The organism is Pedobacter sp. GW822-FHT03F06 (assembly GCF_058801365.1).
Genome location: NZ_JBXANE010000004.1, coordinates 483719 through 507773 on the forward strand (window position 1 = coordinate 483719; position 24055 = coordinate 507773).

21 protein-coding genes are annotated in these 24055 nt (G+C 38.8%); 15 read left to right on the plus strand and 6 right to left on the minus strand.

Features of this window, described 5'->3' with window-relative positions:
- Positions 1-358 precede the first annotated feature (358 nt).
- From AC1RJ8_RS09675 to AC1RJ8_RS09685, 3 genes are all read left to right on the plus strand, one after another.
- Positions 359-1156: an alpha/beta fold hydrolase gene (locus tag AC1RJ8_RS09675; protein WP_492953286.1), complete on the plus strand. Its 798-nt coding sequence runs from the start codon at positions 359-361 to the stop codon at positions 1154-1156.
- Positions 1146-2282 carry a PAS domain-containing sensor histidine kinase gene (locus tag AC1RJ8_RS09680; protein ID WP_492953285.1) on the plus strand — a complete coding sequence of 379 codons (1137 nt, stop codon included), beginning with the start codon at positions 1146-1148 and terminating at the stop codon, positions 2280-2282. The genes AC1RJ8_RS09675 and AC1RJ8_RS09680 overlap by 11 nt, the downstream gene beginning before the upstream one ends.
- Before the next feature lie 220 nt (positions 2283-2502).
- Positions 2503-2982 (plus strand): glycosyl-4,4'-diaponeurosporenoate acyltransferase CrtO family protein, encoded by a 480-nt coding sequence (locus tag AC1RJ8_RS09685; RefSeq protein ID WP_492953284.1) that lies wholly within the window; start codon positions 2503-2505, stop codon positions 2980-2982.
- A 105-nt stretch (positions 2983-3087) separates the two neighbouring features.
- On the opposite strand, the gene AC1RJ8_RS09690 is transcribed toward AC1RJ8_RS09685, so the two are convergent.
- Both AC1RJ8_RS09690 and argS read right to left on the minus strand, forming a co-directional pair.
- Entirely contained in the window at positions 3088-3861 is a 774-nt protein-coding gene (locus tag AC1RJ8_RS09690) for a sulfite exporter TauE/SafE family protein (RefSeq protein WP_492953283.1), read from the minus strand.
- A gap of 60 nt (positions 3862-3921) precedes the next feature.
- Entirely contained in the window at positions 3922-5694 is a 1773-nt protein-coding gene (gene argS / locus AC1RJ8_RS09695; RefSeq protein WP_492953282.1) for an arginine--tRNA ligase, read from the minus strand.
- A 590-nt stretch (positions 5695-6284) separates the two neighbouring features.
- Between argS and AC1RJ8_RS09700 the strand changes: the two genes are divergently transcribed.
- From AC1RJ8_RS09700 to AC1RJ8_RS09725, 6 genes are all read left to right on the plus strand, one after another.
- The gene (locus tag AC1RJ8_RS09700; protein WP_492953281.1) at positions 6285-7736 is read left to right on the plus strand and encodes an arginine deiminase family protein; all 1452 of its coding nucleotides are present in this window, start codon (positions 6285-6287) and stop codon (positions 7734-7736) included.
- Between the two features lie 179 nt (positions 7737-7915).
- On the plus strand, positions 7916-8833 hold the full coding sequence (gene ctlX, locus AC1RJ8_RS09705) for a citrulline utilization hydrolase CtlX (RefSeq protein WP_492953280.1): 918 nt from the start codon (positions 7916-7918) through the stop codon (positions 8831-8833).
- 20 nt (positions 8834-8853) lie between these two features.
- Positions 8854-9168, plus strand: coding sequence for a hypothetical protein (locus AC1RJ8_RS09710; RefSeq protein ID WP_492953279.1), 315 nt, complete (start codon positions 8854-8856; stop codon positions 9166-9168).
- A gap of 431 nt (positions 9169-9599) precedes the next feature.
- Entirely contained in the window at positions 9600-10178 is a 579-nt protein-coding gene (locus tag AC1RJ8_RS09715) for a PhnA domain-containing protein (protein ID WP_492953278.1), read from the plus strand.
- An 860-nt stretch (positions 10179-11038) separates the two neighbouring features.
- Entirely contained in the window at positions 11039-12427 is a 1389-nt protein-coding gene (locus tag AC1RJ8_RS09720) for an arginine decarboxylase (protein ID WP_029277861.1), read from the plus strand.
- 172 nt (positions 12428-12599) lie between these two features.
- Positions 12600-13496 carry a DUF72 domain-containing protein gene (locus AC1RJ8_RS09725; RefSeq protein ID WP_492953277.1) on the plus strand — a complete coding sequence of 299 codons (897 nt, stop codon included), beginning with the start codon at positions 12600-12602 and terminating at the stop codon, positions 13494-13496.
- Positions 13497-13593: 97 nt separating this feature from the next.
- Here the strand turns inward: AC1RJ8_RS09725 and AC1RJ8_RS09730 are convergent, their stop codons facing one another.
- The gene (locus AC1RJ8_RS09730; protein ID WP_492953276.1) at positions 13594-14091 is read right to left on the minus strand and encodes a DUF1579 domain-containing protein; all 498 of its coding nucleotides are present in this window, start codon (positions 14089-14091) and stop codon (positions 13594-13596) included.
- Positions 14092-14186: 95 nt separating this feature from the next.
- On the opposite strand from AC1RJ8_RS09730, the gene AC1RJ8_RS09735 reads away from it, so the two are divergent.
- The 6 genes from AC1RJ8_RS09735 (at position 14187) to AC1RJ8_RS09760 (ending at position 21372) form a co-directional block, all read left to right on the plus strand.
- On the plus strand, positions 14187-14900 hold the full coding sequence (locus tag AC1RJ8_RS09735) for a 3'-5' exonuclease (protein WP_492953275.1): 714 nt from the start codon (positions 14187-14189) through the stop codon (positions 14898-14900).
- A complete protein-coding gene (locus AC1RJ8_RS09740) occupies positions 14901-15164 on the plus strand; it encodes an Imm32 family immunity protein (protein WP_492953274.1) in 264 nt (87 codons plus the stop codon).
- A complete protein-coding gene (locus AC1RJ8_RS09745; protein ID WP_492953273.1) occupies positions 15164-16870 on the plus strand; it encodes an ABC transporter ATP-binding protein in 1707 nt (568 codons plus the stop codon). Before AC1RJ8_RS09740 ends, AC1RJ8_RS09745 begins: the two co-directional genes overlap by 1 nt.
- A 6-nt stretch (positions 16871-16876) precedes the next feature.
- The gene (locus AC1RJ8_RS09750; protein ID WP_492953272.1) at positions 16877-17911 is read left to right on the plus strand and encodes a sialidase family protein; all 1035 of its coding nucleotides are present in this window, start codon (positions 16877-16879) and stop codon (positions 17909-17911) included.
- 306 nt (positions 17912-18217) lie between these two features.
- On the plus strand, positions 18218-20350 hold the full coding sequence (gene rnr / locus AC1RJ8_RS09755) for a ribonuclease R (protein ID WP_492953271.1): 2133 nt from the start codon (positions 18218-18220) through the stop codon (positions 20348-20350).
- A 47-nt stretch (positions 20351-20397) separates the two neighbouring features.
- Positions 20398-21372, plus strand: a complete 975-nt coding sequence (locus AC1RJ8_RS09760; protein WP_492953270.1) for a polyprenyl synthetase family protein — start codon at positions 20398-20400, stop codon at positions 21370-21372.
- A 144-nt stretch (positions 21373-21516) separates the two neighbouring features.
- On the opposite strand, the gene AC1RJ8_RS09765 is transcribed toward AC1RJ8_RS09760, so the two are convergent.
- The 3 genes from AC1RJ8_RS09765 to rplU form a co-directional block, all read right to left on the minus strand.
- Positions 21517-22362 (minus strand): hypothetical protein, encoded by an 846-nt coding sequence (locus tag AC1RJ8_RS09765; protein WP_492953269.1) that lies wholly within the window; start codon positions 22360-22362, stop codon positions 21517-21519.
- 333 nt (positions 22363-22695) lie between these two features.
- Positions 22696-23124 (minus strand): 50S ribosomal protein L27, encoded by a 429-nt coding sequence (gene rpmA / locus AC1RJ8_RS09770; RefSeq protein ID WP_131032291.1) that lies wholly within the window; start codon positions 23122-23124, stop codon positions 22696-22698.
- 52 nt (positions 23125-23176) lie between these two features.
- Positions 23177-23488 (minus strand): 50S ribosomal protein L21, encoded by a 312-nt coding sequence (rplU, locus tag AC1RJ8_RS09775; protein WP_025146774.1) that lies wholly within the window; start codon positions 23486-23488, stop codon positions 23177-23179.
- Between the last annotated feature and the right edge of the window lie 567 nt (positions 23489-24055).

The window sequence follows — 24055 nt, forward strand, 5'->3', positions numbered from 1 at the left end:
AACACTACACGCCGAAGTGCTATTGACAGGAATTTCTGGATAGCAATAGAAACTGCACCTACTACAGCAATGCCCTAGCCTAAATGGATCAATAATCAGCAAGTTATCAACAACACGGGCGAGATAACTACCGATGTTATTTTAGTTTCCGCGTTGCAGCTTTTTCCCTATAAAAAATTGATTTTAAGCGCGTTGCATTTCCTGTATAGGCAAATAATCGCCCAAAACAGCTATTAATTTCGACAACTGAAGCAAATTTTTAGATGATGCATTATACTGGCATTTTCTATTAATATCCTCCGTATATAACATAGCATATTCAGTTTGAAAAATTATTATCTTTACTGACAATCGAAATATGGACGTAATTGAAAGAAACAATGTAATTGTTAAAGGAGCTGGCGCAAATGTTATGATGTTCGCACACGGCTTTGGCTGTGATCAGAACATGTGGCGTTTTGTTTATCCTGCTTTCGAGGCTGAATACAAGATTGTATTATTTGACCATGTTGGCGCTGGCAGCTCAGATCTTTCTGCTTATTCTTACAAGAAATACGATAATCTTGATGGTTATGCCCACGATATTATAGAGATTGCAAACGTACTGGAAGTCAAGGATATGGTTTTTGTTGGGCATTCGGTCAGTGCAATCATGGGGCTTATTGCAACGAATATCGCTCCTGAACTGTTCAAAAGCATTATTCTGGTTAGTCCTTCCCCATCTTATATCAATGATGAAGGATATACCGGTGGTTTCGACAGATCCGAGATTGACGAATTACTCGAATCATTAGAAAATAACCACCTTGGCTGGTCCATGGCGATGGCTCCGGTCATTATGGGCAATCCCGATAGAAAAGAGCTTGGAGATGAATTATCTAATAGCTTCTGTAAAACAGATCCCGAAATTGCCAAACATTTTGCCCGTACCACTTTTCTAACCGATAAGCGTGAAATACTTCAACAGGCCAAGATACCGACACTGATTCTTCAATGCAGTGATGACGTAATCGCACCTGTGGAAGTGGGCCAATATATGCATGAGCATATGCCAGACAGTAAACTTGTCATCATGAATGCTACAGGTCATTGCCCAAACCTAAGTGCTCCCGAAGAAACCATTGCTACCATCACTAGCTATCTCCATGGACTATAAACTGTTTACAGATTTGTCACCATTGGCAAAGGATTTTGAAGATTTTTTTGAAACCTCGCTATGCGGTTTTGTGATCACCGACGGAGAAGGAAAAATTGTCAAAGTAAATAGGCGCACCGCGGAATGGCTGAACAGCACTCCGGATCAATTTCTGGGCAAACGTTTTTCTGATGTCCTGGCCGTTGGCGGCAGGATTTATTTTGAGACACACCTTTGGCCTTTACTGCGTATGCAAGGGTATTTTGATGAAGTAGCTGTTGAACTTGCCAATTCAGGTGATGGAAAAATGCCTGTCTACATAAACGGTTATGAAAGAAAAGGAGACAATAACAAACCTCTTTTCATGCGTTTTACCTTATTTAAGGCATCAGACCGAAGGCTGTATGAGGAAAATCTCCAGATTGCTAAACAGCTCGCTGAAGCCAAGTTAAACATTGAACAGAAAAATGCGCAGATTAGGGAACAGTTTATTGCGGTGTTGGGACATGATTTGCGTAACCCATTAGGTGGAATTATGAGCGCAGCTCAGCTGCTTGCAAGAACAGGACTTAACGAGCGCGAAGAAAGGCTTGTCAATATCATACAGTCAGGTTCTAAAAGGATGTATGAGATGATTAACAACATCATGGACTTTGCCCAAGGTCGCTTAGGTGGAGGCATTCCCGTAAACCCTGTGGCCGTTGATCTTGAAAAACTGCTTAACCAGATAAGTGATGAATTAAAGGTGGTATGGCCGGGTAGACAGATTGAGTCTAATTTTGAAATCGGTAAACCTATAGAATGCGATCCCGCACGAATCTCTCAGTTAGTATCCAACCTGCTCGCCAATGCAATTATACATGGATCAACCGAAACGCCTGTATTCTTCAAAGCGTTTGTAAACGAAACCTTCTGGGAGATTTCTGTTGCCAATAATGGAAGTCCAATCCCTAAAGAGGCAATGGCTCGGGTTTTCCATCCATTCCATAGAGAAGATGCACAATCAAGTCAGAATGGTCTTGGACTGGGATTGTATATTGCCTCTGAGATAGCAAAAGCACATAATGGAACTTTGACAGTGACATCAGACGACCAGCAAACCTGTTTTACATTCCGTGCTCCCCTTGGGATTTTGTTAACGGAGTAGAATGCGCAGCAGTAAAAGCCAAACTGGGTAAAAAAAATCAATGTACCTGTTAACCTGGCTAAGTCCACACTTTTCTATATGAGCAAGAACCGTTTAACAGGCATTGTATATACTTTGGCACACTGCTAATTGTATCCATAAATGTTTTTTTGCAGTTTAAAATATCAATTAATCTCATACTTTTATATTTTAAACATTTTCGCTCCACGTTAAAAAAACAATGATAAAATATCTCACTTTTAGCTTTGCCATTTCTGTTATATCATGGATAGTTGGTATGGTTGTGAATGCAGGCTTAATAAAGACACCATTTTATAAACAATACCTCACAAAGCTTAATTTCATTACAGATGAAAACCTGAATAGGTATATCGGGATAGGAATATTCAAATGGATCATTATTCATTCACTGTTTAAATATTTCAATCCCAAACTGTCACTTAAAAAAAAGATAATGGCATCGGAATTACCAGACCTGCGCAACGAAATGACAATTGCCGAAATCAGCCACCTCATCGGATTTGTTTTTGTGATAGGTTTTGTTTTAGTAAAAGTTGGACAAGGCTACTATTTATTTGCCCTGGTCATTCTGATCGTGAATATACTGATGAATTTGTACCCTACGTTGTTACAGCAGCAGAATAAAAGAAGAATAGATAAGTACCGTAAAATACTGGCGGTAAGAGGAAAATCTAAATAGAAAGTACCTCGACATCTTTCAATATAGATGTTGCCTTTATACCTCCTGACCAAGAAAATGATCGCACAACAAAAACTGGTGAATTTATTATTTTACATTTCCCTTTTACACGGCATATGCTTTCAAAATATCGTAAGCAAAGCGCAGAATCGTTCCGAAAACAACGATCAGAAAAAATACACGGACAAATTTATTTCCTTTAAGTAAGGCTAGTTTTGTACCGAAGAAAGCACCTGTTAGGTTAAACAGCGCCATTGGGATGGCGTATTGAAACAGGATATGGCCTGTAGAACTGAAATAGATAATGGCAGCTAAATTAGTGGCCATATTCACGATTTTGGCATGTGCACTGGCTCCAATAAAATCGAAGCCCAATACCGCAATAAAAACCAAAATTAGAAAAGAACCAGTGCCGGGGCCGATTAAGCCATCATAAAAACCAATCAATATCCCAAACAAACCGGCCATTAAAACTTGTTGCTTAAGCGAATGGTCTTTCTCCTGATGGATACCAAACTGTTTATTAAAATAGGTATAAAGTGTAACTAAAATCAGCACCACGAGGATTACAGGTTTGATGACCGAATTATCGATCCTGCTGACCAGGAACGCACCCAGCAATGCTGCTAAAAATGCAGTTAACACACAAGCCGCAAGTACTTTGTAATTAAAACGAACCTGTTTTGAATATTTGAAAGCGGCTAGTGTTGTACCCGCCATTGATGGGATTTTGGTAGTGCCTAAAAGTGTGGCTACGGGATAATGCGGCAAAATAAGTAAAATGGCGGGCGTTTGTAATAAACCACCGCCACCTACAATAGCATCTATAAATCCGGCAGCAAAAGCCACCAGACATAGTAAAATAAGTTCGTTAACCACTAATTAGATTTTTAGATCAATCCTTCCGAATTTATTAACACTGGCTTCAGCAAACAGCATCTACATCCGCTCTGGCGAAGTAATTCCTAAAATCAGCATTCCGGCATGAATGATATCAGCCGTTTTTTTGCTCAGGTTTAAACGGAACTGTTTTACCTCACCTTCTTCCGTTTTTACAATTGGCGGTACCTCATGGTAAAACTTGTTGAACAGCTTAGCCAGTTCGTATAAATAGTTAGCCAAACTTGCCGGACTATAGGCCTTAGCTGCAACAGCAATTTCTGCAGGGTATTTAGCCAATTGCAGAATCATTTCCAATTCTACATCCGATATTCCTGAAAACTGCTCACTGCCAACTGCAAACTTGTAATCCGACTTACTCAACAGCGATTTAATCCGTGCATGCGTATACTGGATAAATGGCCCGGTATTTCCTTGAAAATCGATACTTTCAGCAGGATTGAACAACAAACGTTTCTTAGGCTCTACTTTTAGAAGGAAATATTTTAAAGCGCCTAAACCTATATTTTTATACAGGTCTTCTTTATCTGCTTCACTAAAATCGTTGGTTTTACCCAATTCTTCTGTTTTTTCGCGAGCCGTAGTTACCATGCTTTCAATCAACTCATCAGCATCTACAACAGTTCCCTCGCGGCTTTTCATCTTACCGTTTGGCAAATCGACCATTCCGTACGATAAATGGTATAAACCTTTTGCCCAGCTTTTGCCTAGCTTTTCTAAAATCAGGAACAACACTTTGAAATGGTAATCCTGCTCATTTCCTACCACATAAATCGACTCATCCATATTGAAATCATCGTGTTTCATTTCGGCAGTACCTAAATCCTGTGTAATGTAAACCGAAGTTCCATCAGCACGTAAAACCAGTTTCTGGTCTAAGCCATCGGCAGTTAAATCGATCCACACCGAACCATCTTCTTTTTTAAAGAAAACGCCTTTGGCCAAACCTTCATCAACCGTACCTTTTCCTAACAGGTAGGTATTGCTTTCGTAATAGAATTTATCAAAATCTACCCCGAGGTTTTTGTACGTTACATTAAAACCAGCGTAAACCCACTCGTTCATGGTTTTCCAAAGCGAAACTACTCCCTCATCTCCTTGCTCCCATTTCAAAAGCATTTGTTGCGCTTCTTTAATTAATGGTGCATTTTTTTTGGCCTCTTCTTCTGTTTGTCCTTCCGCTTTTAAGGCATCAATCTCTTTTTTATACTCTTTATCGAAAATCACATAGTATTTTCCAACGAGGTGATCGCCTTTTAAGCCAGTACTTTCGGGTGTTTCGCCATTACCCCACTTTTGCCAGGCCAGCATCGATTTACAGATGTGGATACCACGATCGTTAACCAGGTTTACCTTCACTACATCGTAACCGTATGCTTTAAGCAGTTCAGAAACCGAGTAACCCAATAGATTGTTACGTACATGCCCCAGGTGAAGCGGTTTATTGGTATTTGGCGACGAATATTCGACCATTACCTTTTTACCGTTCGGTGCATACACGCCAAAATCAGGCGATAAAATTTCTTCGTTAAACTGTTTAAGGAAATAACTTTCGGCAATACTTAAGTTCAAAAAGCCTTTAACCACATTAAATTTAGTAATATCGGTTACGTTGGCAACCAAATATTCGCCAATCTCAGTAGCGGTTTGTTCAGGCGATTTTTTTGAAATTTTAGTAATCGGAAAAACAACAATTGTTGCCTGTCCTTCAAATTCTTTACGTGTTTCTTGTATGTTGATTACACTTTCAGCTACTTCTTCCTTGTAAAGTTCAAAAATCGCTTTCTGTGTTTCGGCAATAATAAAATTCATGCGCCAAAAATATGTAAAAAAGGTGGAAGGTGAAAGGTTTAAGGTGGAAGGTTTTCGAGCTTTTAAAGGGGTTGGAAAGCTAAGTAGTGCCAGTTGGTTACGAGAGTCTTCTTTCCGCTGTAGTCCCGATGGAAGGAATCGGCTATGTTATTGAGTTAAGGGATAAATTATAAAAAGATGTCACCCTGAGCGTAGTCGAAGGGCATTTATTTACGTTTTATCAATCTCAAGAAGTCTTCGACTCCGCTCTCCACAGGAGTCCTTTGGACAGACTGACAACCGCGGTGCTTCATGCGTCAAAAATGGAAAAAAAGTCTCGGAGTCCGAAGTCCAAAGATTTTTTAGCTTAAATTTCAGTTTTCATGGTTTTTAAAGGGTTAGGAAAGCTGCTGTAGTGCCAGTCGGTTCCGATAGTCTTTCTTTCAGCAATAGTCCCGATAGAAGGAATCGGGAGCTGCCGCTTCAATAAGGTTTATTTAGTTGGTTCCATGCAATAAATAAACCTATCTACGTATTCGTCTATCTCAAATCTGTCATCTCCATTCTCATATCTGAATTTTTCTAATAGATTTGCAATAACTAACTTTTTTATGAGCGAGCAGAACCCAAATTTTAAAGTGAGCGTAAACACCGAAATCGGCAGGTTGCGTAAATTATTAATACATAGTCCTGATAGTGGATTAGGCAAAGTAGTACCCTCTAAGGCCCAGGATTGGCTTTTCGAAGATATTGTACATTTAGATACCATCCGTAAAGGCGAATACGATTATTATATTAAACTGTTGATGTATTTCCTTGATCCTGATAAGATTAAAGGAAAACTGGCCGCGATAGATTCGGAAGCATCTAACCGTAATTTTTATAAACCCAATCACCCCGATTTTCACAATTCTCAATCGGTAATCGAGATCCAGAACCTGTTAAGCGAAATGCTGGAGAACGAATCCATCCGTAAAAAACTGGTTGCTGCCGTTTGTGCGATTGAAGGCTGTACCTATAAGGTGCAGATGGAGTTGACCAATACCGATCCGAAACAATTGGCAGAGATTTTTATCTCCGGAACATTGGCCAACGATACAATGATTTTTGCGCCCATTCCCAATTTAATTTTTACCAGGGATGTGGGTACAACCATTAACAATCATATCCTGTTAAACAAACCGGCAAAAAAAGCCCGTGTGCGCGAAACACTTTTAATGCGTTATATTTTCTTCAATCATCCTTTGTTTGAGGGCTACCGCAATAATATTCTCGAAATTCCGGATGTGACCATGCATTTTTTAAGGCCAGGTGACGAACCTGCTTTCAGTACCACTTTAGAGGGTGGCGACGTGATGATGGTGAGTCCTAAGCACGTATTGATCGGTTGTAGCGAAAGAACTTCTGAACATGGTGCCAACGAAGCGATTAAATTATTGTTCGACCAGGATGTGGTAGAAAAAGTTACCGTGGTAAAAATACCAAGCAAACGTGATTACATGCACCTGGACACGGTCTTCACACAAGTTAAACGCAATACCTGGGTAATCTTGAATTCAATTGCCCATTCGCCGAAATATAATCCTTACGAGCCGATCAACTTTTTAAAGGAACCAGAAAAATTGGAGGCTACCACAGCTATTCAGTTTACAAAAGCAAACCCAAGTGAGCCGAAACACTTCGAACACGTAGAAGCCTTATTGGATGATATTAGCCAGAATGATTTAAAAAGCAGTGAGCCAACTAAAATCATCTACAGTGGAAACAATCTCTTCCCTTACGATTCGCGCGAGCAATGGACCGATTCATGTAACCTTTTAGCCATTAAAGAGGGTGTTGTTTTAGGCTACGATAGAAACGATAAAACCGTTGAAGCCTTTAAAGCTGCCGGTTTTAATGTGGTAGATGTTAAAGATTTGATCCAGGATTTAGAAAGTGGCAAAGTAAATGCCGAAACTATAACCGATACTTTGATTTTAATGCCTTCGGCAGAATTATCGCGTGCCCGTGGTGGTTTCCATTGTATGAGTTTACCGATACTTAGGGATAATTTGGTTCAATAGTTCATTAGCCATTGGTTCATTTGTTTTGGTACAGATAATAAATAGCGATAACTTTATAATGCACCGGTGAATGAATGAACCAATTAACACATTATTTGGTTTGGGGCTTGGTGTTTAGCATCAATTAACCGATATCAACAATTAACCGATTTACGAATGACTAATGAACAATTGAACTAATGAATCAATCTACCAACCATATCCTCATGATCCGCCCTGTTGATTTTAAATTCAATGCGCAAACGGCTGGAAATAACAAGTTTCAAATTGCATCTACTGAAACCAATGTACAAGCAGAGGCCTTAAAAGAGTTTGATGCCTTTGTTGATTTATTAAGAAAAAACAATGTAGATGTAACAGTTGTAGATGATACTTTACAACCTGAAACACCTGATTCTATTTTCCCAAACAATTGGGTCTCTTTTCATGATGATGGCTCAGTATATCTTTACCCAATGTTTTCTGAGAACCGTAGGTTAGAACGGAGAAAAGAAATACTGGATGGGTTGAAAGAAAACTTCGAGGTAAACCACATCAGCGATTTAAGCTTTTACGAACAACAACATGCTTTTTTAGAAGGTACCGGAAGCATGGTATTAGACCGGACCAATAAAATTGCTTACGCCTGCTTAAGTGTGCGCACTGATGAAGAAGTGCTGAACAATTTTTGCATGCTTACCGGATATGAACCAGTGGCTTTTCAAGCGGTAGACGGATCAAATTTCCCGATTTACCATACCAATGTAATGATGTGCATTGGCGATCGTTTTGCGGTAATCTGTCTGGATTCGATTAAAAATCCTGAAGAGAAATTAAATGTAACCATCAGTTTAAAAGGCAGTGGAAAAGAAATCATCGAAATCAGTCTGGAACAGATGAATAAATTTGCGGGCAACATGTTACAGGTTAGCAATGCAGATGATGAAAGTTTACTGGTGATGTCAGAGCAGGCCTTTCTATCCTTAACTGCTGAACAGGTTGCTGCATTAGAACAATACAGTAGAATCATTTATACACCACTTTACACGATTGAAAAAAATGGTGGTGGCAGTGCAAGGTGCATGCTGGCTGAGATACATTTACCGGTTAAGGAATAACAGACTGCATATCTATTTTAATGGAATCAGATTTAACAGAAAAAGAATTGCGTTTAGCAACATTTATGAGTGAAATTTCAGAATATTGTTATTCTGCAGGTTGGATGCAGAATTTAGAATATGCCCTATGGAATGCGGTAATAAATGGTGAAAGGAAATATGGACAGTCCTACATCACCAAAGATGATATCTCCACATTGATTAAGCTTTCTACAGATGCAAATGCCTGGATCGTATATAATGACGATAAAGAGGAAACAGCTTTGAGCTTAAAAGAATGGATAGAAAAGTTTAAAAAGGATGTGGAGCAAAACAAAGGAATTATAAAAGGTTAATAGCTTTATTGGTTGGTGTCCCCTCGCCGTGGTTCGTGTCGCCACGAACCATTTTATTTTTGCCACGGAAGTTCTGAAAGCACGGAAAACCCCATCGGACAGATGTATACTCGCTATTCAACCTTAAATAGCAGCACCACCCTAATTTAATAAACCTGATCCCTCGCCGTGGTTCGTGTCTCCACGAACCATTTTTATTTTGCCACGGAAGCTCTGAAAACACAGAAAACCCCATTTGACAGATGTACACTCGCTATTCAACCTTAAATAGCAGCACAACCTTAATTTAATAAACCTGCTCTCCAAATGATCAGCAAATATGCTCTCCTTCTCCAATGCCGTAGAAATGATAATCTATGTTTACTTCTCCCCCCTTTACAATCATCTATTCCGATTAGTTTTATTACTTTCGCCAAAAATCCAGTATCAATATGTCTTTAGCACAAGAATTACAGACCCGTTCGGGCAATAAATGCGAATTATGCACCGCTGAAACCAATTTATCGGTATACGAAGTTCCACCAACCAGCAATGCCAATAGCGATAACAGTATTTTAGTTTGTAAAACCTGCTTAGATCAGATTGAAAAAACGGAACAGCTTGCCCCAAACCATTGGAAAATATTAACAGAAACCATGTGGTCGGAATTTGCCCCGGTACAGGTTGTTGCTTGGAGAATGTTGAGCAGGTTAAGGAATGAAGGCTGGGCAGCAGATAGTCTGGATATTTTATACCTTGAAGATGAAACTTTGGAGTGGGCTAAAAAAACCGGCGACCATGAGCAAGACGGAACTGTAGAATTTCATCAGGACAGCAATGGCACGCGTTTATTTGAAGGTGATACCGTGGTTTTGGTTAAAACGCTGGATGTTAAAGGCTCAACTTTGAGCGCTAAATTGGGTACTGTAGTTAAAAATATCCGGTTAGTTCAAGATAACACCGAACAGATTGAAGGAAAGGTGGAAGGACAAACCATTGTAATTTTAACGAAATACCTCCGCAAAGGATAAGATTCTATTTGGTTCTAGAGCCCATATCTTAAGCTGTGTTTCATCCAAACTTGTCACGTTGAGCTTGTCGAAACGCTTTGCCGGAGCATTTAAACAGGTCCTTCGACAGGCTCAGGATGACAATCTATAATCAATTAAGATTTACCCATAATTGATTAGCCAACCCGCTATCAAACCCCAAATAGCAGAGCGGTCCTTGCCAACTAAACCTGATCGGAACGAACATGAGTGCAACGAGTAAAGTGGAGAGCAGGGCCAACCCTAACCTATAAAAACAGAAACCTGCTTTCCAAATTATTAGTTAAACAGTAATCTTCTTTCATTTATTAAATAATTTACTGAAAAGTCTTAGCGAGGCGCTAAGATCAGAGTGTGTCACGTTAAGCTCAGCCTGTACTGAGCTTGACAAATGTATCGAAATGCTTCACCGGGTATTTAACAGGTCCTTCGACAGGCTCAGGATGACAATCTATATTGATGATACAGCTTCATCAATATCAATCAATTAATGATTTACCTATAATTGATTAGCCAACTCGCTATCAAACCCCAAATAGCAGAACGGTCTTTGCCAACTAAACCTGATCGGAACGAACACGAGTGCAACGAGTAAAGTGGAGAGCAGGGCCAACCCTAACCTATAAAAACAGAAACCTGCTTTCCAAATCTTAAAACTTAAAAATATTATTTGCTCCTGTTTTCCAGATCATTACCAAAATAGAACCACCCACTTTCTCTTCAAAACAATTTGTCGGCATTTTTTGTAGTTAGGCTAAGCGTTTCCTTACAGTAAAAATATTTTCAATACCGTTTAATTCTCGATTTAAAATTACATTTTTGCAAAAATTATTTAAAAGTAAATGCAGAGTTACTCAGAATTTCTTGATCTAAGTGTTGGTTTCCCTCAGGAGGGTTTCGATGTTATAGATGATGAATTATATTTTCAGGATTTAAACCTGATGGAAATGATCGAAACTTACGGTACTCCCCTACGTTTCACGTACTTACCCATGGTAAGTAAGAAGATTCAGCAGGCGAAGATTCTTTTCCAAACCGCTATTTTAAAGAACAATTATCGTGGCGATTATAAATATTGCTACTGTACAAAAAGCTCGCATTTTAAGCATATTGTAGAAGAAGCTTTAAAAAACAATATCCACCTGGAAACTTCTTCGGCTTTTGATATGCCGATGGTTGATGCTTTGGAGAAAAAAGGTGTGTTAACGAAAGATACCACCATTATCTGTAACGGCTTTAAAACCTACCAGTACAAACAATATATCATTGATATGTTGCACGATGGCTATACCAATATTATCCCTGTTTTAGATAACAAAGAAGAGTTTAATCTTTTTGATGATGAGGTTGATATCGATACTCCTTGTAACTTAGGTATCCGTATCGCTGCTGAAGAGCAGCCAGATTCGCAGTTCTATACTTCGCGCTTAGGTGTGCGTATGGAAGATATTATTGATTTTTACAACAACAAAATCGTTCACAACCCTAATTTCAGGGTTAAATTATTGCACTTTTTCATTAACTCTGGTATTACCGATTCGCCATATTATTGGAACGAGTTAGAGAAATACGTAACGTTGTATTGCAAATTCAAAAAAATCAATCCAGATTTAGATACCCTCGATATTGGTGGTGGTATGCCATTTAAAGATTCGTTGGTGTTCGATTTCGATTACGAATATATGGTAAACGAAATTGTAAAAAGGATTAAAGAAATCTGCGCCATCCACGATGTAATGGAACCAGATATTATTACTGAATTTGGTAAATATACGGTTGCTGAAGCTTCTGGTATCCTTTATAAAGTATTGGGCCGTAAACAACAGAACGATCGTGAGCGTTGGTTAATGCTGGATGGTTCTTTCATTACCAACTTACCTGATGTTTGGGCATTAAACCAAAAATACATTTTATTGCCAATTAACAATTGGGATGCTGAATATGAGCGGGTTAACTTAGGTGGCATTACCTGCGATGGGCAGGATTATTACAACCAGGAGGCCCATATGAACAGTGTATTTATGCCAAAAACGCGTAAGGTGCAGTATTTAGGCTTCTTCCACACGGGTGCTTACCAGGAAGTATTGAGCGGTTATGGCGGTATCCACCACTGTTTATTGCCAAGCCCGAAACATGTTTTGATCCGCAGAAACCGCGATGAAAGTTTCAATTTCGAGGTTTTTGGAGAAGAACAGAACAGTAAACAGGTATTGAAGATTCTGGGTTACTAGTTTAGTTTGCAGTTGGGAATTTTCAGTTTGGAGCTCTCCCAAATAAACTTTCAACAATAAATTAAAGCAAGAACAAGTTTCTTATTTTTACAATATATAAATACCTTAGTTAAATAAACTAAGGTATTTTTTTGCCTTAAACCTTTTACCTTACACCTAAAAACCTTTAAAAATGCAATTCGGTAAAGTAGACGACCCTTCGATTATAGATTATACCCTTCCTGCTGATGCTCCTGAAACAGCAGCAATTTTAGCAGCAAATAAACCTAAACAATCTTTCCAGGCCTATGTGGGTTGCGCCAAATGGAATAAAGCCGATTTAAAGGGGTTTTATCCAAAAGGAACTAAGGATGAATTGACTTACTACTCTACTCAATTTAATTCTATTGAGCTTAATGCCACATTTTATGGTATGCCAAGCCGTGAACAGGTAATCACCTGGACGCAAAAAACACCTGCAGATTTTAAGTTTTTTCCAAAACTGACCAATACCATCAGTCACTTTAAAAGGTTGATCAACGTTAAAGAACCTGTAGAACAGTATTGCGATGCTATCAGTAATTTTGAAGATAAATTAGGAATGGCTTTTCTTCAATTGCACGATAACTTTAAACCTAAAGATTTTGAAAGGTTAAAAATCGTAATCAACGAATTTCCTAAAGTAATTCCTTTGGGTGTTGAAGTGAGAAATGAAGAATGGTTCTCAAATCCGGCCATTGCCAACGAATTTGCGCAATTATTTCAGGAAAATGGTGTTGCCAATATTATTGTTGATACTGCAGGTAGAAGGGATATGCTGCATATGCGTTTAACTTCGCCAACGGCCTTTGTACGTTTTGTTGGTGCAAACGATGATGATATAGATAAAAAACGCTTAGACGATTGGATTGAAAGAATTGTAAGCTGGAAAGAACAAGGCTTGCAAAACTTATATTTCTTTGTCCATCAAAATGTTGAGCTATCTTCTCCGTTATTTTCGGCTTATTTTACAGCGAAACTGAATAAAGCTGTAGGAACTGATTTAAAAATCCCGGTAATGGCCAATCAGTCTTCGCCAAGTTTATTTTAGTTTTTTTGTACGTCATTCCCGCGTATGCGAGAATCTTAATGCATTTACATCGGGCATTAAGATTCCCAATCAAGTTGGGAATGACGATCCTTCTAATTTATTTCCTTCTATAAACCGTTTCCGTAGCTTTTGCCTCTTCCCCTTCTGGCGATACATTGTAAGCAGTTAATATAATTTCATTTTCACCAATAATCTCAAGTGATGTTCTCCAGCCCCAAAGCTGCTCGCCATATTCAGGACTCCCATATTCTCCAAACACAGAAAAACCATTGGCAATAGCTTCACCGCTCGAAAGCATAATCTGTGTGTCCATGTGGAAACTATCGACCCAGCTTGTGGTAAATCTTTGGTAGGGAATATCGAAACCGACAATCATTTTGCCCTCAAAAGCTTTTCCTTCCAAACTTCCCTGGTAATCGATAGAGATAAAACGGTTACCCAAAATTGAAGTGATTTTTGCTTCAACTGGAGATTCATCTGCCAGCACATCCTTTTCGAACCAGGTTTTGGTTATCCCATTCCAGGTACCAATTAAACTTTGAAGCTTTTGGTGAGCACCATCTGCTAAAGATTGCTCGAATTTACTTATCGCCATAACCCAAACTTATAAAATATAGTTTAATGTTTAATGGTTTGCATAGAAGATTTTTGAATTGAAAATTGTAAATTGTTATTGTAAACTATCTGTGTATGCTAAAGGCGTTAGATCTCAATCAGGTAATGGTTATCGATATCGAAACCGTGCCTCAATATTCATCTTTTCAAGATGTACCTCCCCATTTTCAGGAACTTTGGGAGCAGAAAACACATTATCAAAGAAGTTCAGACCAAACTGCCGAAGAATTTTATGAAAAAGCCGGCATTATGGCCGAATTTGGTAAAATTATCTGCATTAGCATGGGCATTTTCAATGTTCAGGGCAAGTCATCCGCTTTGCGCATCAAATCTATTTTTGGCCATGATGAAAAAGAAATGCTGTTACAGTTTTCTGCTTTATTGAGTAAACAAATGCCTACCCTAATGTTCTGTGCGCACAATGGAAAAGAATTCGATTTTCCCTATTTATGCCGACGGTTATTGGTTAACGGCATAGAAATCCCGGTTCAACTACAACTTTCGGGTAAAAAACCCTGGGAAATAAACCATATCGACACAATGGAACTTTGGAAATTCGGCGATTACAAGCATTTTACTTCGTTAAACCTGCTGGCTGCTATTTTAGATATTCCTACACCTAAAGATGACATCAACGGTGCGCAGGTAAGACAAGTTTATTATGAGGAAAAAAATATCGATAGAATTGTTACCTATTGCCAGAAAGATGTAATTACCACCGCACAGGTATTGTTAAAATTTAAAGGTATGGATATAATTCCGGCAGAAAACATTACAATTGTATCCTAAATGATAGTCGAAGTAAAACTGGAAATTCCAAAATATAACGATGAAGTAGGATTGCAATCTAGCTGGGTAGATGGGTTCATTCTCCAAACAGATATAATTGAAAATCAAATCCAAATTCATGCGAATAAAGCAGGACTCATTTCTCTTGCAAAACAACTACTTTACTTAGCTCAAGATGAAACTCCAATTGGCTGTCATTACCATTTAGATGATTACAATAGCCTGGAAACAGGCTCAAATGAACTTATTATTTCAAAAATTTGATGCTAAACGTAGAAAACCTAAATATCGATTTCTATAACCAGGACGAAAAAACCTGGTTTAAAGCTGTAAAACAGATCAGTTTTAATGTAAAAAAAGGAACAGTTTTAGGTATTGTTGGCGAATCTGGTTCTGGAAAATCGGTTACATCTTTCTCCATTATGCGCTTGCATGATGAACGTGCGGCAAAAATTACAGGCGATATAGATTTTGAAGATATTAGCCTGCTCAATCTCAGCTCAAATGAAATCCGCCAGATCAGAGGAAACCAGATCTCGATGATTTTTCAGGAACCCATGACTTCGCTCAATCCTGTTTTTACCTGCGGATACCAGGTGGCAGAAGCCATTATGTTACATCGAAAGGTAGATAAAGCGGAAGCAAAAAAACATACTATTTCATTGTTTAACGAGGTGCAACTACCCCGACCAGAAAAAATATTTGATAGTTACCCACACCAAATATCAGGCGGGCAAAAGCAAAGGGTAATGATTGCCATGGCCTTAAGCTGTGATCCGAAACTATTAATAGCCGATGAACCCACCACGGCGTTAGATGTAACCGTTCAGAAAACAATTTTACAGCTCCTGTTAAAACTGAAACAGGAACGGAATATGGCGATGATCTTTATCTCGCACGATTTAGGCGTAGTAAATGAAATTGCTGATGAAGTTGCTGTAATGTACAAAGGCGAAATCGTAGAGCAAGGTCCAGCAAAATCTATTTTCGAAAACCCACAACATCCCTACACCAAAGGTTTGCTTGCCTGTCGCCCCTCACCTAGTCTACAATTAAAAAAACTACCTGTGGTGGCCGATTTCCTTACCGGAAAAATTGATGATGCTTCGGCACATTTACAGGCTTCAAACCAACTAACAGAGGCAGAAATAGCCGCACGGAGAGAAAAACTTTACGCCCAGAAACCTTTACTTCAGATTAAAGACCTATGTACCTGGTATCCTATCCACAATGGTCTTTTTGGCAAAACGACTGATTACGTTAAAGCTGTTGATCAGTTGAATTTTGAGGTTTTTCCTGGTGAAACCTTAGGTTTGGTTGGCGAATCGGGTTGTGGCAAAACCACGCTTGGCCGTACCATTTTACGGTTGATACAACCTACTTCTGGTGAAATTATTTTTAATGGAGAAAACATTACACACATCGACAAAACGGCCTTACGGAAGTTAAGGAAGGATATTCAGATTATTTTTCAGGATCCTTACGCTTCATTAAATCCAAAATTAAGTGTCGGTCAATCAATTTTAGAGCCATTACAGGTGCATAAATTATACCGTAACGATAGCGAGCGTAAACAAAAAGTGCTGGAATTACTTGATAAAGTAGGTTTAAAAGAGGAGCATTTTAACCGGTATCCGCATGAATTTAGTGGCGGACAAAGGCAGCGTGTGGTTATTGCCAGGGCTTTGGCTTTACAACCTAAATTTATCATCTGCGACGAATCGGTATCTGCTTTAGATGTTTCCGTTCAAGCGCAGGTTTTAAACTTAATCAAAGATCTCCAACGCGAATTCGGACTCACTTATATATTCATTTCTCACGATCTTGCTGTTGTAAAGCATATTTCAGACCGTATTTTAGTGATGAATAAAGGAAAAATCCAGGAAGAAGGTTTTCCAGAACAGATATTTTATGCGCCAAAAGCAGCTTATACCCAAAAACTGATCGAGGCTATACCAGGACACCATTAATAGAAAATGCTTAAACATCTTTCAATTGCTTTTATACTCATTATTCTTTCTTTAAACGTTTGTGCGCAAAAAGTAGAAATCATTCAGTCGACTAGTATTTTTGAGAAGGCTCCATTCGAGGCCTGCCATGCCTCAACGCTGGTTGATTTGGGTAAAGGAAAAATAATGGCGGCATGGTTTGGCGGTAAACACGAAGGAAGTAAAGACGTAGTAATCTGGTCGTCAATAAAAACCGGAACGCAATGGAGTTTACCAATCGAAATCGCGAATGGGATAATAAATGATACGAACAGATTTGCCTGCTGGAATCCTGTTCTTTTTAAAACAAAAAACGGCACTTTATTTTTACATTATAAGGTAGGTGCAAATCCCAGGACATGGTGGGCAGAATATAAAACATCTGTTAACAACGGAAAAACATGGTCGAAAGCACAGAAATTACCAAAATATTTTCTAGGGCCAATTAAAAACAAACCTCTTCAATTACCTAATGGAACAATCCTTTATCCATCAAGTACGGAAAGTTTGGATGAAAAAACATGGGCAATCCACATTGAGAAATCAGATGCTGATGGTAAAAACTGGAAAAAGATCAATATCAACTGTGATACGTTTGGTGTAATCCAACCTTCTATTTTAACCTATCCAAACGGCAGGTTACAGTTATTATGTAGAAGCAGACAGAATGTGATTGTAGAAAGCTGGTCGAAAGATAATGGTGAAACCTGGTCAAAACTTAAGGCTACTCAATTGCCTAATCCAAATTCGGGTAGCGATGCCGTAACCTTAAAAGATGGGCGGCAATTACTTGTTTACAACCCGCTAACAGCCGGCAAAAACTGGTGGGAAGGCAGATCAGTATTAAAACTGGCTATATCAATCGATGGTGAAAACTGGCAGGATATTTACACATTAGAAAACCATGCTAAAGGCGAATATAGCTATCCGGCCATTATTCAGGATAGAAGCGGCAACATACATTTGAGCTATACCGCCGAGCGGAAGAAAATTATTTATGTAGAAATCAAGGTTAGTCCATAGTCCATAGTCCATAGTCCATAGTCCATAGTCCATAAGGTGGAATGAAGATTAGAAATAAGGTTTAATCTGGAATATTATTTATTTGGTTAATGGTTAATCCCTGATAGTCAATAGCAATTTTCTCTACCCCGCCTTGGCTATCAACCATGCGCTATTAAGCCATCAGCAGATAACCAGTTTGCCTTACTAATAAACCAATAGCCAATGAACAAATGAACTATAAACCATCATCCATTTTACATATTGTGCCCTATATTTTCCATCCTGAGCATCTTTTCTGTATCTTCGGTAAATTCAGTTTAGCATATGGCAAAGAAAAAATCGGCAAATATAAAATTGGTTCTGAATCAATTGGTTAGTGATGTTTTTGAAAAAAACAATAATCAGCTGCTTAATTACAAGCAGGTTTCGGCCAAATTAAATTTGAACGATCAAGAATCCAGAGAAACCATTCTCGAGATCTTAAAAGAAGGAAAAAGTGCAGGGATTTTCTTAGAACCAGAAAAAGGTAAGTTTAAACTTAAAGAACTTCAAAACTTTATTATCGGTACGGTTGATATGACTGCCGATGGTTCAGCGTACATCGTTCCCGAAGATGAATTTGAGAAAGATATTTTTGTAGCCCCACGAAAACTCAAAAATGCATTGCACGGTGATACCGTAAAGGCTTATGTTTTCGCAAAGAAAAGCGGTCGTAAAAATGATGGCGAAGTTGTCGAAATTATTAAAAGGGCAAAATCAGATTTCACAGGAGTAATCAAAATATCAGATCGTTTTGCATTCGTTATTGCGGATGATAAAAAAATGATGCACGATATTTTTGTGCCACTGGCCGATATCCACGAAGCCAAAAATGGTCAACGCGTATTGGTAACGCTATCAGACTGGCCTGAAAGTGCTAAAAATCCGATCGGGATTGTTAAACATGTACTGGGTAACCAGGGCGAGAACAATACCGAAATGAATGCTATTTTAGCGCAGTATGGTTTTCCATTAGAATTTCCACCTCAGGTAGAGCGCGAAGCCAACGCCATTCCTGAAGAAATTCCTGCAGCTGAAATTGCCAAAAGAAAAGATTTTAGGAACGTATTAACTTTTACCATAGATCCGGCAGATGCGAAAGATTTCGATGATGCCATCTCCTACCAAAAACTTCCTAATGGAAACCATGAAATTGGCGTGCACATCGCTGATGTTTCACATTATGTAATTCAGGGAACCGAACTGGATAAAGAAGCTTATAGCCGTGCGACCTCAGTTTATCTGGTAGACCGTGTAATTCCGATGTTGCCAGAACGTTTGAGTAATGGTGTATGTTCATTACGTCCACATGAAGATAAATTGTGTTTTGCCGCTGTTTTCGAACTGGATGAGCAGGCCAATATTCAATCAGAGTGGTATGGCAGAACAGTAATCCATTCTGACAGAAGGTTTAGTTATGAAGAGGCTCAGGAAGTAATCGAAAATAAAGCAGGCGATTACGCTCAAGAAATATTGAAACTGAATGAATTGGCTTACATCCTTCGCGACCGTAAATTTAAAAACGGTGCCATCAGTTTCGAAAGTACCGAAGTTAAATTCAAACTGGATGAAGCTGGTAAACCAATTGGTGTTTATGTAAAAGAGCGTAAAGATGCCCATAAACTGATTGAGGATTACATGCTTTTGGCCAACCGTAAAGTTGCCGAGTTTATCGCCAAGAAAACTAAAGGAAAAGACAAACTGACCTTTGTTTATCGCGTGCACGATTCACCAAATATGGAAACCCTGAATACTTTCGCAACCTTTGCTTCACGTTTCGGTTATAAAATTAATACCAAATCGGATAAAGAAATTGCCAAATCGCTAAATAACCTAATGAATGATGTTGAAGGGAAGAAAGAACAGAATATTCTAACTTCGCTAGCCATCAGATCAATGGCAAAAGCAATATATTCTACTAAAAAAACCAGCCATTATGGTTTGGCTTTCGAATATTACACCCATTTTACTTCCCCTATCCGCCGTTATCCGGATGTAATGGCGCACAGGCTTTTACAGACTTACTTAGACGGCGGTAAATCGGCAGATATGGAGTTTTACGAAGTGGCCTGCGTTCATTCTTCAGCTATGGAGAAAAGAGCTGCTGATGCCGAACGTGCCTCTATTAAATACAAACAGGCCGAATACTTAGAAAATAATATCGGTACGGAGTACAAAGGTATTATTTCGGGTGTTACCGAATGGGGCATGTATGTAGAGATTGAAGAAAACAAATGTGAGGGTATGATCCGTTTAAGAGACATATCAGACGATTTTTATGTACTCGATGAAAAAAATTACTGCATAGTAGGCCAACGCAAAAAGAAAAAATACCAATTGGGTGATGAAGTGATGATCAGGGTGAAAAAAGTAGATCTTTCTAAACGTCAAATCGATTTTACCCTAATTCCAGATTAAAAATTTAAAATTGTGCCTTAAACACAGTGTTTACGCAATAATTACAAATGCATACTACAGAAGAATTACAACAAATTTTAGATACTGCAATACAAAATTTAAAGTTTCCGGATCATCCTAAACAGCTTTACGATCCGATAACTTATATCATTAATCTAGGTGGTAAACGGGTAAGACCACTACTGGTTTTAATGGCGACAGAGTTGTTTGGTGAAGATGCCAATAAATCGATCGATGCCGCTATGGCCATTGAGATCTTTCATAATTTTACGCTGGTTCATGATGATATTATGGACAATGCACCACTCCGCCGCGGGAAAGCCACTGTACACGAAAAATGGAGCACCAATATTGCCATTTTAAGTGGTGATGTGATGATGGTGGAAGCAAATAAAAACCTGGCAAAAGTAAATCCAGCTTTTCTTGCTCCTGTGTTGAATACCTTTAATGCAACCGCTCAAGGGGTTTGCGAAGGTCAGCAATTGGATATGGAATTTGAAGGCCGTGATGATGTGAGCATTGAAGAATACATCAACATGATCAGGTTAAAAACGGCAGTGCTTTTAGGTGGTGCCTTAAAACTTGGGGCCATTATCGCTGGCGCCTCAGAAAAAGATGCTGATTTAATTTATCAGTTTGGCGAAAATATCGGCATTGCTTTTCAGCTACAGGATGATATTTTAGATGTATACGCTGATCCTGAAAAATTTGGGAAACAGGTTGGCGGTGATATTATTGCAAATAAAAAAACCTTCCTGCTGCTAAAAGCTTTCGAACTTGCCGATGGAGAAACCAGGGCATCATTAGATACCTGGACCGCATATAAAGAATTTAATGTGCAGGAAAAAGTAAATACTGTGCGCCAGGTATACGATACATTGGATATCCAGGATATTGCTAAAAAAAGCATGAACAATTACCTCAACAAAGCTTTAGCTGTATTTGCGCAGATTAATGTGAGTGAGGAGAGAAAATCAAATATTTTAATGCTCACCGAGCAATTGATGGCCAGGGAGTATTAAGGTATTCGTCATTTCGACTGAAGCATAGCGGAATGGAGAAATCTATAAAATTGATTTTTATTAAAATAGATTTAGCTTCGCTGAGCCTTCGGATTCTCGGATTCGTTGCACTTCGCTCGAAATGACGCACTTATATAGCCTAGCTTATGCCTTTACCAACTTGTACTTGATCCAAAAATCAGAAGATTTAGCTGCCGATTCGCCGCCTTCTGATGGCCGTTGACCGCCTCCCCCCATTCTTCCTCCACCACCCATACCGCCACGGCCGCCACCGCCCATAGCTCCACCTCCCATTCCACGGTTTCCGCCTGATCTTCCTCTGCCGCTGCTTGCGCCTTCGGGTCTACCTTCTCTTTTAAAGCCAGATTTATTCGGCTCATTAATTTTGATATTGTAAACCAATGGTTTTTTAAGATCTAAACCTACCTGTAATTGCGCTAACGGAATGCTTAATTCGTAAATAAGGTCTCTGTTGGGCTGAATACTCATTCCGGTTTCAATGCCGTCCTGGTTTATTGCTGGCAGTTCACCATCAGCTATATTTTTAAAACCAGAAACACGAATACTTTTATTCATTACCACAGGATCTTGTGCTGCTCCATCTGGCGATAAAGCAGCATGACCATGGTGCTCCTCTCCTTCTTTAGCCATTGGTGGTCTTTCCATCAAAGGAAAGGTTAACTTAATACCATCTTTCTTTTTACCCTCAGTGTTGATATTCAAGGTAATGCCACCTCTTAGCACGCTAAAAGTGGTTTGCGGATCTAACGATTCGATAATGATGTACAGGTTTTTGTCATCGTTGGCCAGGGCAAAAGCCAGTTTGGTGGCGTCGTTGTATTGGTTAAGCGGTTCGTTCCACTCGTTCGATGTACCATCGGCCTTAAAGGGTTTCACCATGCGGATATTCTCTTCTACATCTTGTGCTTTAACCGAAAAGCCGACTAACATAATAGAAAAAACAGGTAAGCTGAGTATTTTAAAATTCATCGCAAATAATTAAATAATGATATACGAATGTATCACGATGAATTGTTAAATTTTGTTATTTAACAGGCTTTAACAATTGGTTGGAGTTGGGGGATTTGGTTAGGAGCTGATTAATCGGTCCCCACAATATGTCACCCTGAGCGGAGTCGAAGGGCAATTAACCGGTTTTGAGTTGAGCGCCAATTAACCGAATTGACCAATGAACGAATGACGAATGACCAATGAACGAATGACCAATGAACCAGTGTGAACCAGTGTGAACCAGTGTGAACCATATAAAAACAAAAAAGTCCCGATTTGCATCGGGACTTTCCTTTATAACTTTGATACTAATTATTCTGCAGGTGCAGCTTCTTCAGTAGTTTCGTCTTTCTTAGCTGCTTTTTTAGCAGGTGCTTTTTTAGCAACCGGAGCGGCTTCAACAACCTCTTCAGCTACAACTTCTTTTTTAGCAACCGCTTTTTTAGCAACTGGTGCTTTAGCTACTGCTGCTTCAATTTCAGCTTCAGTGATAGGAAGGATAGAAACATAAGATTTGTTATCTTGTTTCTTTCTGAAAATTACAGTACCATCAACTAAAGCAAATAAAGTGTGGTCTCTACCAATACCAACACCTTTATCAGGGTGGTGTTTTGTTCCACGTTGACGTACTAAAATGTTTCCAGCGATAGCTAATTGCCCACCGAAAATTTTAATACCTAAACGCTTACTATGCGATTCACGTCCGTTTTTCGAACTACCGGCTCCTTTTTTGTGTGCCATGATTTTATATTTTGTAACTCGCTAAAAAGCGAATTATTGGGTTAACAATTAATTATAGAGTGATGTCAGAGATCTGAATCTTAGTGAAAAACTGGCGGTGACCATTTTTCTTTTTGTAACCTTTTCTACGTTTTTTGTGGAAAATAATTACTTTATCACCTTTTAAATGAGATACGATCTTAGCTGAAACTTTAGCACCTTTAACTGCAGGAGCACCTACAGTAATTGCACCACCGTTGTCAACCAACAATACATTATCAAATTCAATACTAGCGCCTTCATCTCCTTGTAATCTGTGTACAAAAAGGTGCTGGTCTTTAGCAACTTTAAATTGCTGCCCTGCTATATTTACTATTGCGTACATTGTTTAAATATTAGTTTTTTAATTTTTATTTAACGAGGTGCAAATATAGAACAAATTCAATTAACACACAAATACATATCGAAAATATTTTTCACTAAAATCATACAGGATCAGGATTCGGAGAAATTAAGGATTTCAAGATCGATTTGCCAAGTATTTTAATTGCATTTTCCGAAAATCAGGCTCAATAATTCTTAGGTTAAACCTACCCTACTGCCCAACGTCGTTAAGTTAAGTCATACGGCACAAGCAAAAATATTTAACCACAGATAAAAAGGATGCACACAGATATGAAAATCCGTGTTTATCCGTGATTAACAGCGCTGAACTTAATAACATTTGGGGTAACGCTGCAACCGGGGCTATTGGACCAAAACAGCATTTCATTTCCGGGGTTGCCGGGTGCAGAAACCCTTGTTCCTAAACCCGATTGCAGTGGTTCCGATTCTTTACCGATAACTCGGTACTAAATTAGCATCGGAAAGAACGGAAAGGTACTGTCTTTAAAAGCAAATAAAAGTTGATAAAATTTTATCTTCTGAGAAGCATTAATTTAAATGCTTTCTA

Excerpts from the sequence above, each read along its gene's own strand:
- AC1RJ8_RS09675 (WP_492953286.1), top strand. The coding sequence starts at position 359 with ATGGACGTAATTGAAAGAAACAATGTAATTGTTAAAGGAGCTGGCGCA.
- AC1RJ8_RS09680 (WP_492953285.1), top strand. The coding sequence starts at position 1,146 with ATGGACTATAAACTGTTTACAGATTTGTCACCATTGGCAAAGGATTTT.
- AC1RJ8_RS09685 (WP_492953284.1), top strand. The coding sequence starts at position 2,503 with ATGATAAAATATCTCACTTTTAGCTTTGCCATTTCTGTTATATCATGG.
- argS (WP_492953282.1), bottom strand. The coding sequence starts at position 5,694 with ATGAATTTTATTATTGCCGAAACACAGAAAGCGATTTTTGAACTTTAC.
- AC1RJ8_RS09700 (WP_492953281.1), top strand. The coding sequence starts at position 6,285 with ATGAGCGAGCAGAACCCAAATTTTAAAGTGAGCGTAAACACCGAAATC.
- ctlX (WP_492953280.1), top strand. The coding sequence starts at position 7,916 with ATGAATCAATCTACCAACCATATCCTCATGATCCGCCCTGTTGATTTT.
- AC1RJ8_RS09710 (WP_492953279.1), top strand. The coding sequence starts at position 8,854 with ATGGAATCAGATTTAACAGAAAAAGAATTGCGTTTAGCAACATTTATG.
- AC1RJ8_RS09715 (WP_492953278.1), top strand. The coding sequence starts at position 9,600 with ATGTCTTTAGCACAAGAATTACAGACCCGTTCGGGCAATAAATGCGAA.
- AC1RJ8_RS09720 (WP_029277861.1), top strand. The coding sequence starts at position 11,039 with ATGCAGAGTTACTCAGAATTTCTTGATCTAAGTGTTGGTTTCCCTCAG.
- AC1RJ8_RS09725 (WP_492953277.1), top strand. The coding sequence starts at position 12,600 with ATGCAATTCGGTAAAGTAGACGACCCTTCGATTATAGATTATACCCTT.
- AC1RJ8_RS09730 (WP_492953276.1), bottom strand. The coding sequence starts at position 14,091 with ATGGCGATAAGTAAATTCGAGCAATCTTTAGCAGATGGTGCTCACCAA.
- AC1RJ8_RS09735 (WP_492953275.1), top strand. The coding sequence starts at position 14,187 with ATGCTAAAGGCGTTAGATCTCAATCAGGTAATGGTTATCGATATCGAA.
- AC1RJ8_RS09740 (WP_492953274.1), top strand. The coding sequence starts at position 14,901 with ATGATAGTCGAAGTAAAACTGGAAATTCCAAAATATAACGATGAAGTA.
- AC1RJ8_RS09745 (WP_492953273.1), top strand. The coding sequence starts at position 15,164 with ATGCTAAACGTAGAAAACCTAAATATCGATTTCTATAACCAGGACGAA.
- AC1RJ8_RS09750 (WP_492953272.1), top strand. The coding sequence starts at position 16,877 with ATGCTTAAACATCTTTCAATTGCTTTTATACTCATTATTCTTTCTTTA.
- rnr (WP_492953271.1), top strand. The coding sequence starts at position 18,218 with ATGGCAAAGAAAAAATCGGCAAATATAAAATTGGTTCTGAATCAATTG.
- AC1RJ8_RS09760 (WP_492953270.1), top strand. The coding sequence starts at position 20,398 with ATGCATACTACAGAAGAATTACAACAAATTTTAGATACTGCAATACAA.
- AC1RJ8_RS09765 (WP_492953269.1), bottom strand. The coding sequence starts at position 22,362 with ATGAATTTTAAAATACTCAGCTTACCTGTTTTTTCTATTATGTTAGTC.
- rpmA (WP_131032291.1), bottom strand. The coding sequence starts at position 23,124 with ATGGCACACAAAAAAGGAGCCGGTAGTTCGAAAAACGGACGTGAATCG.
- rplU (WP_025146774.1), bottom strand. The coding sequence starts at position 23,488 with ATGTACGCAATAGTAAATATAGCAGGGCAGCAATTTAAAGTTGCTAAA.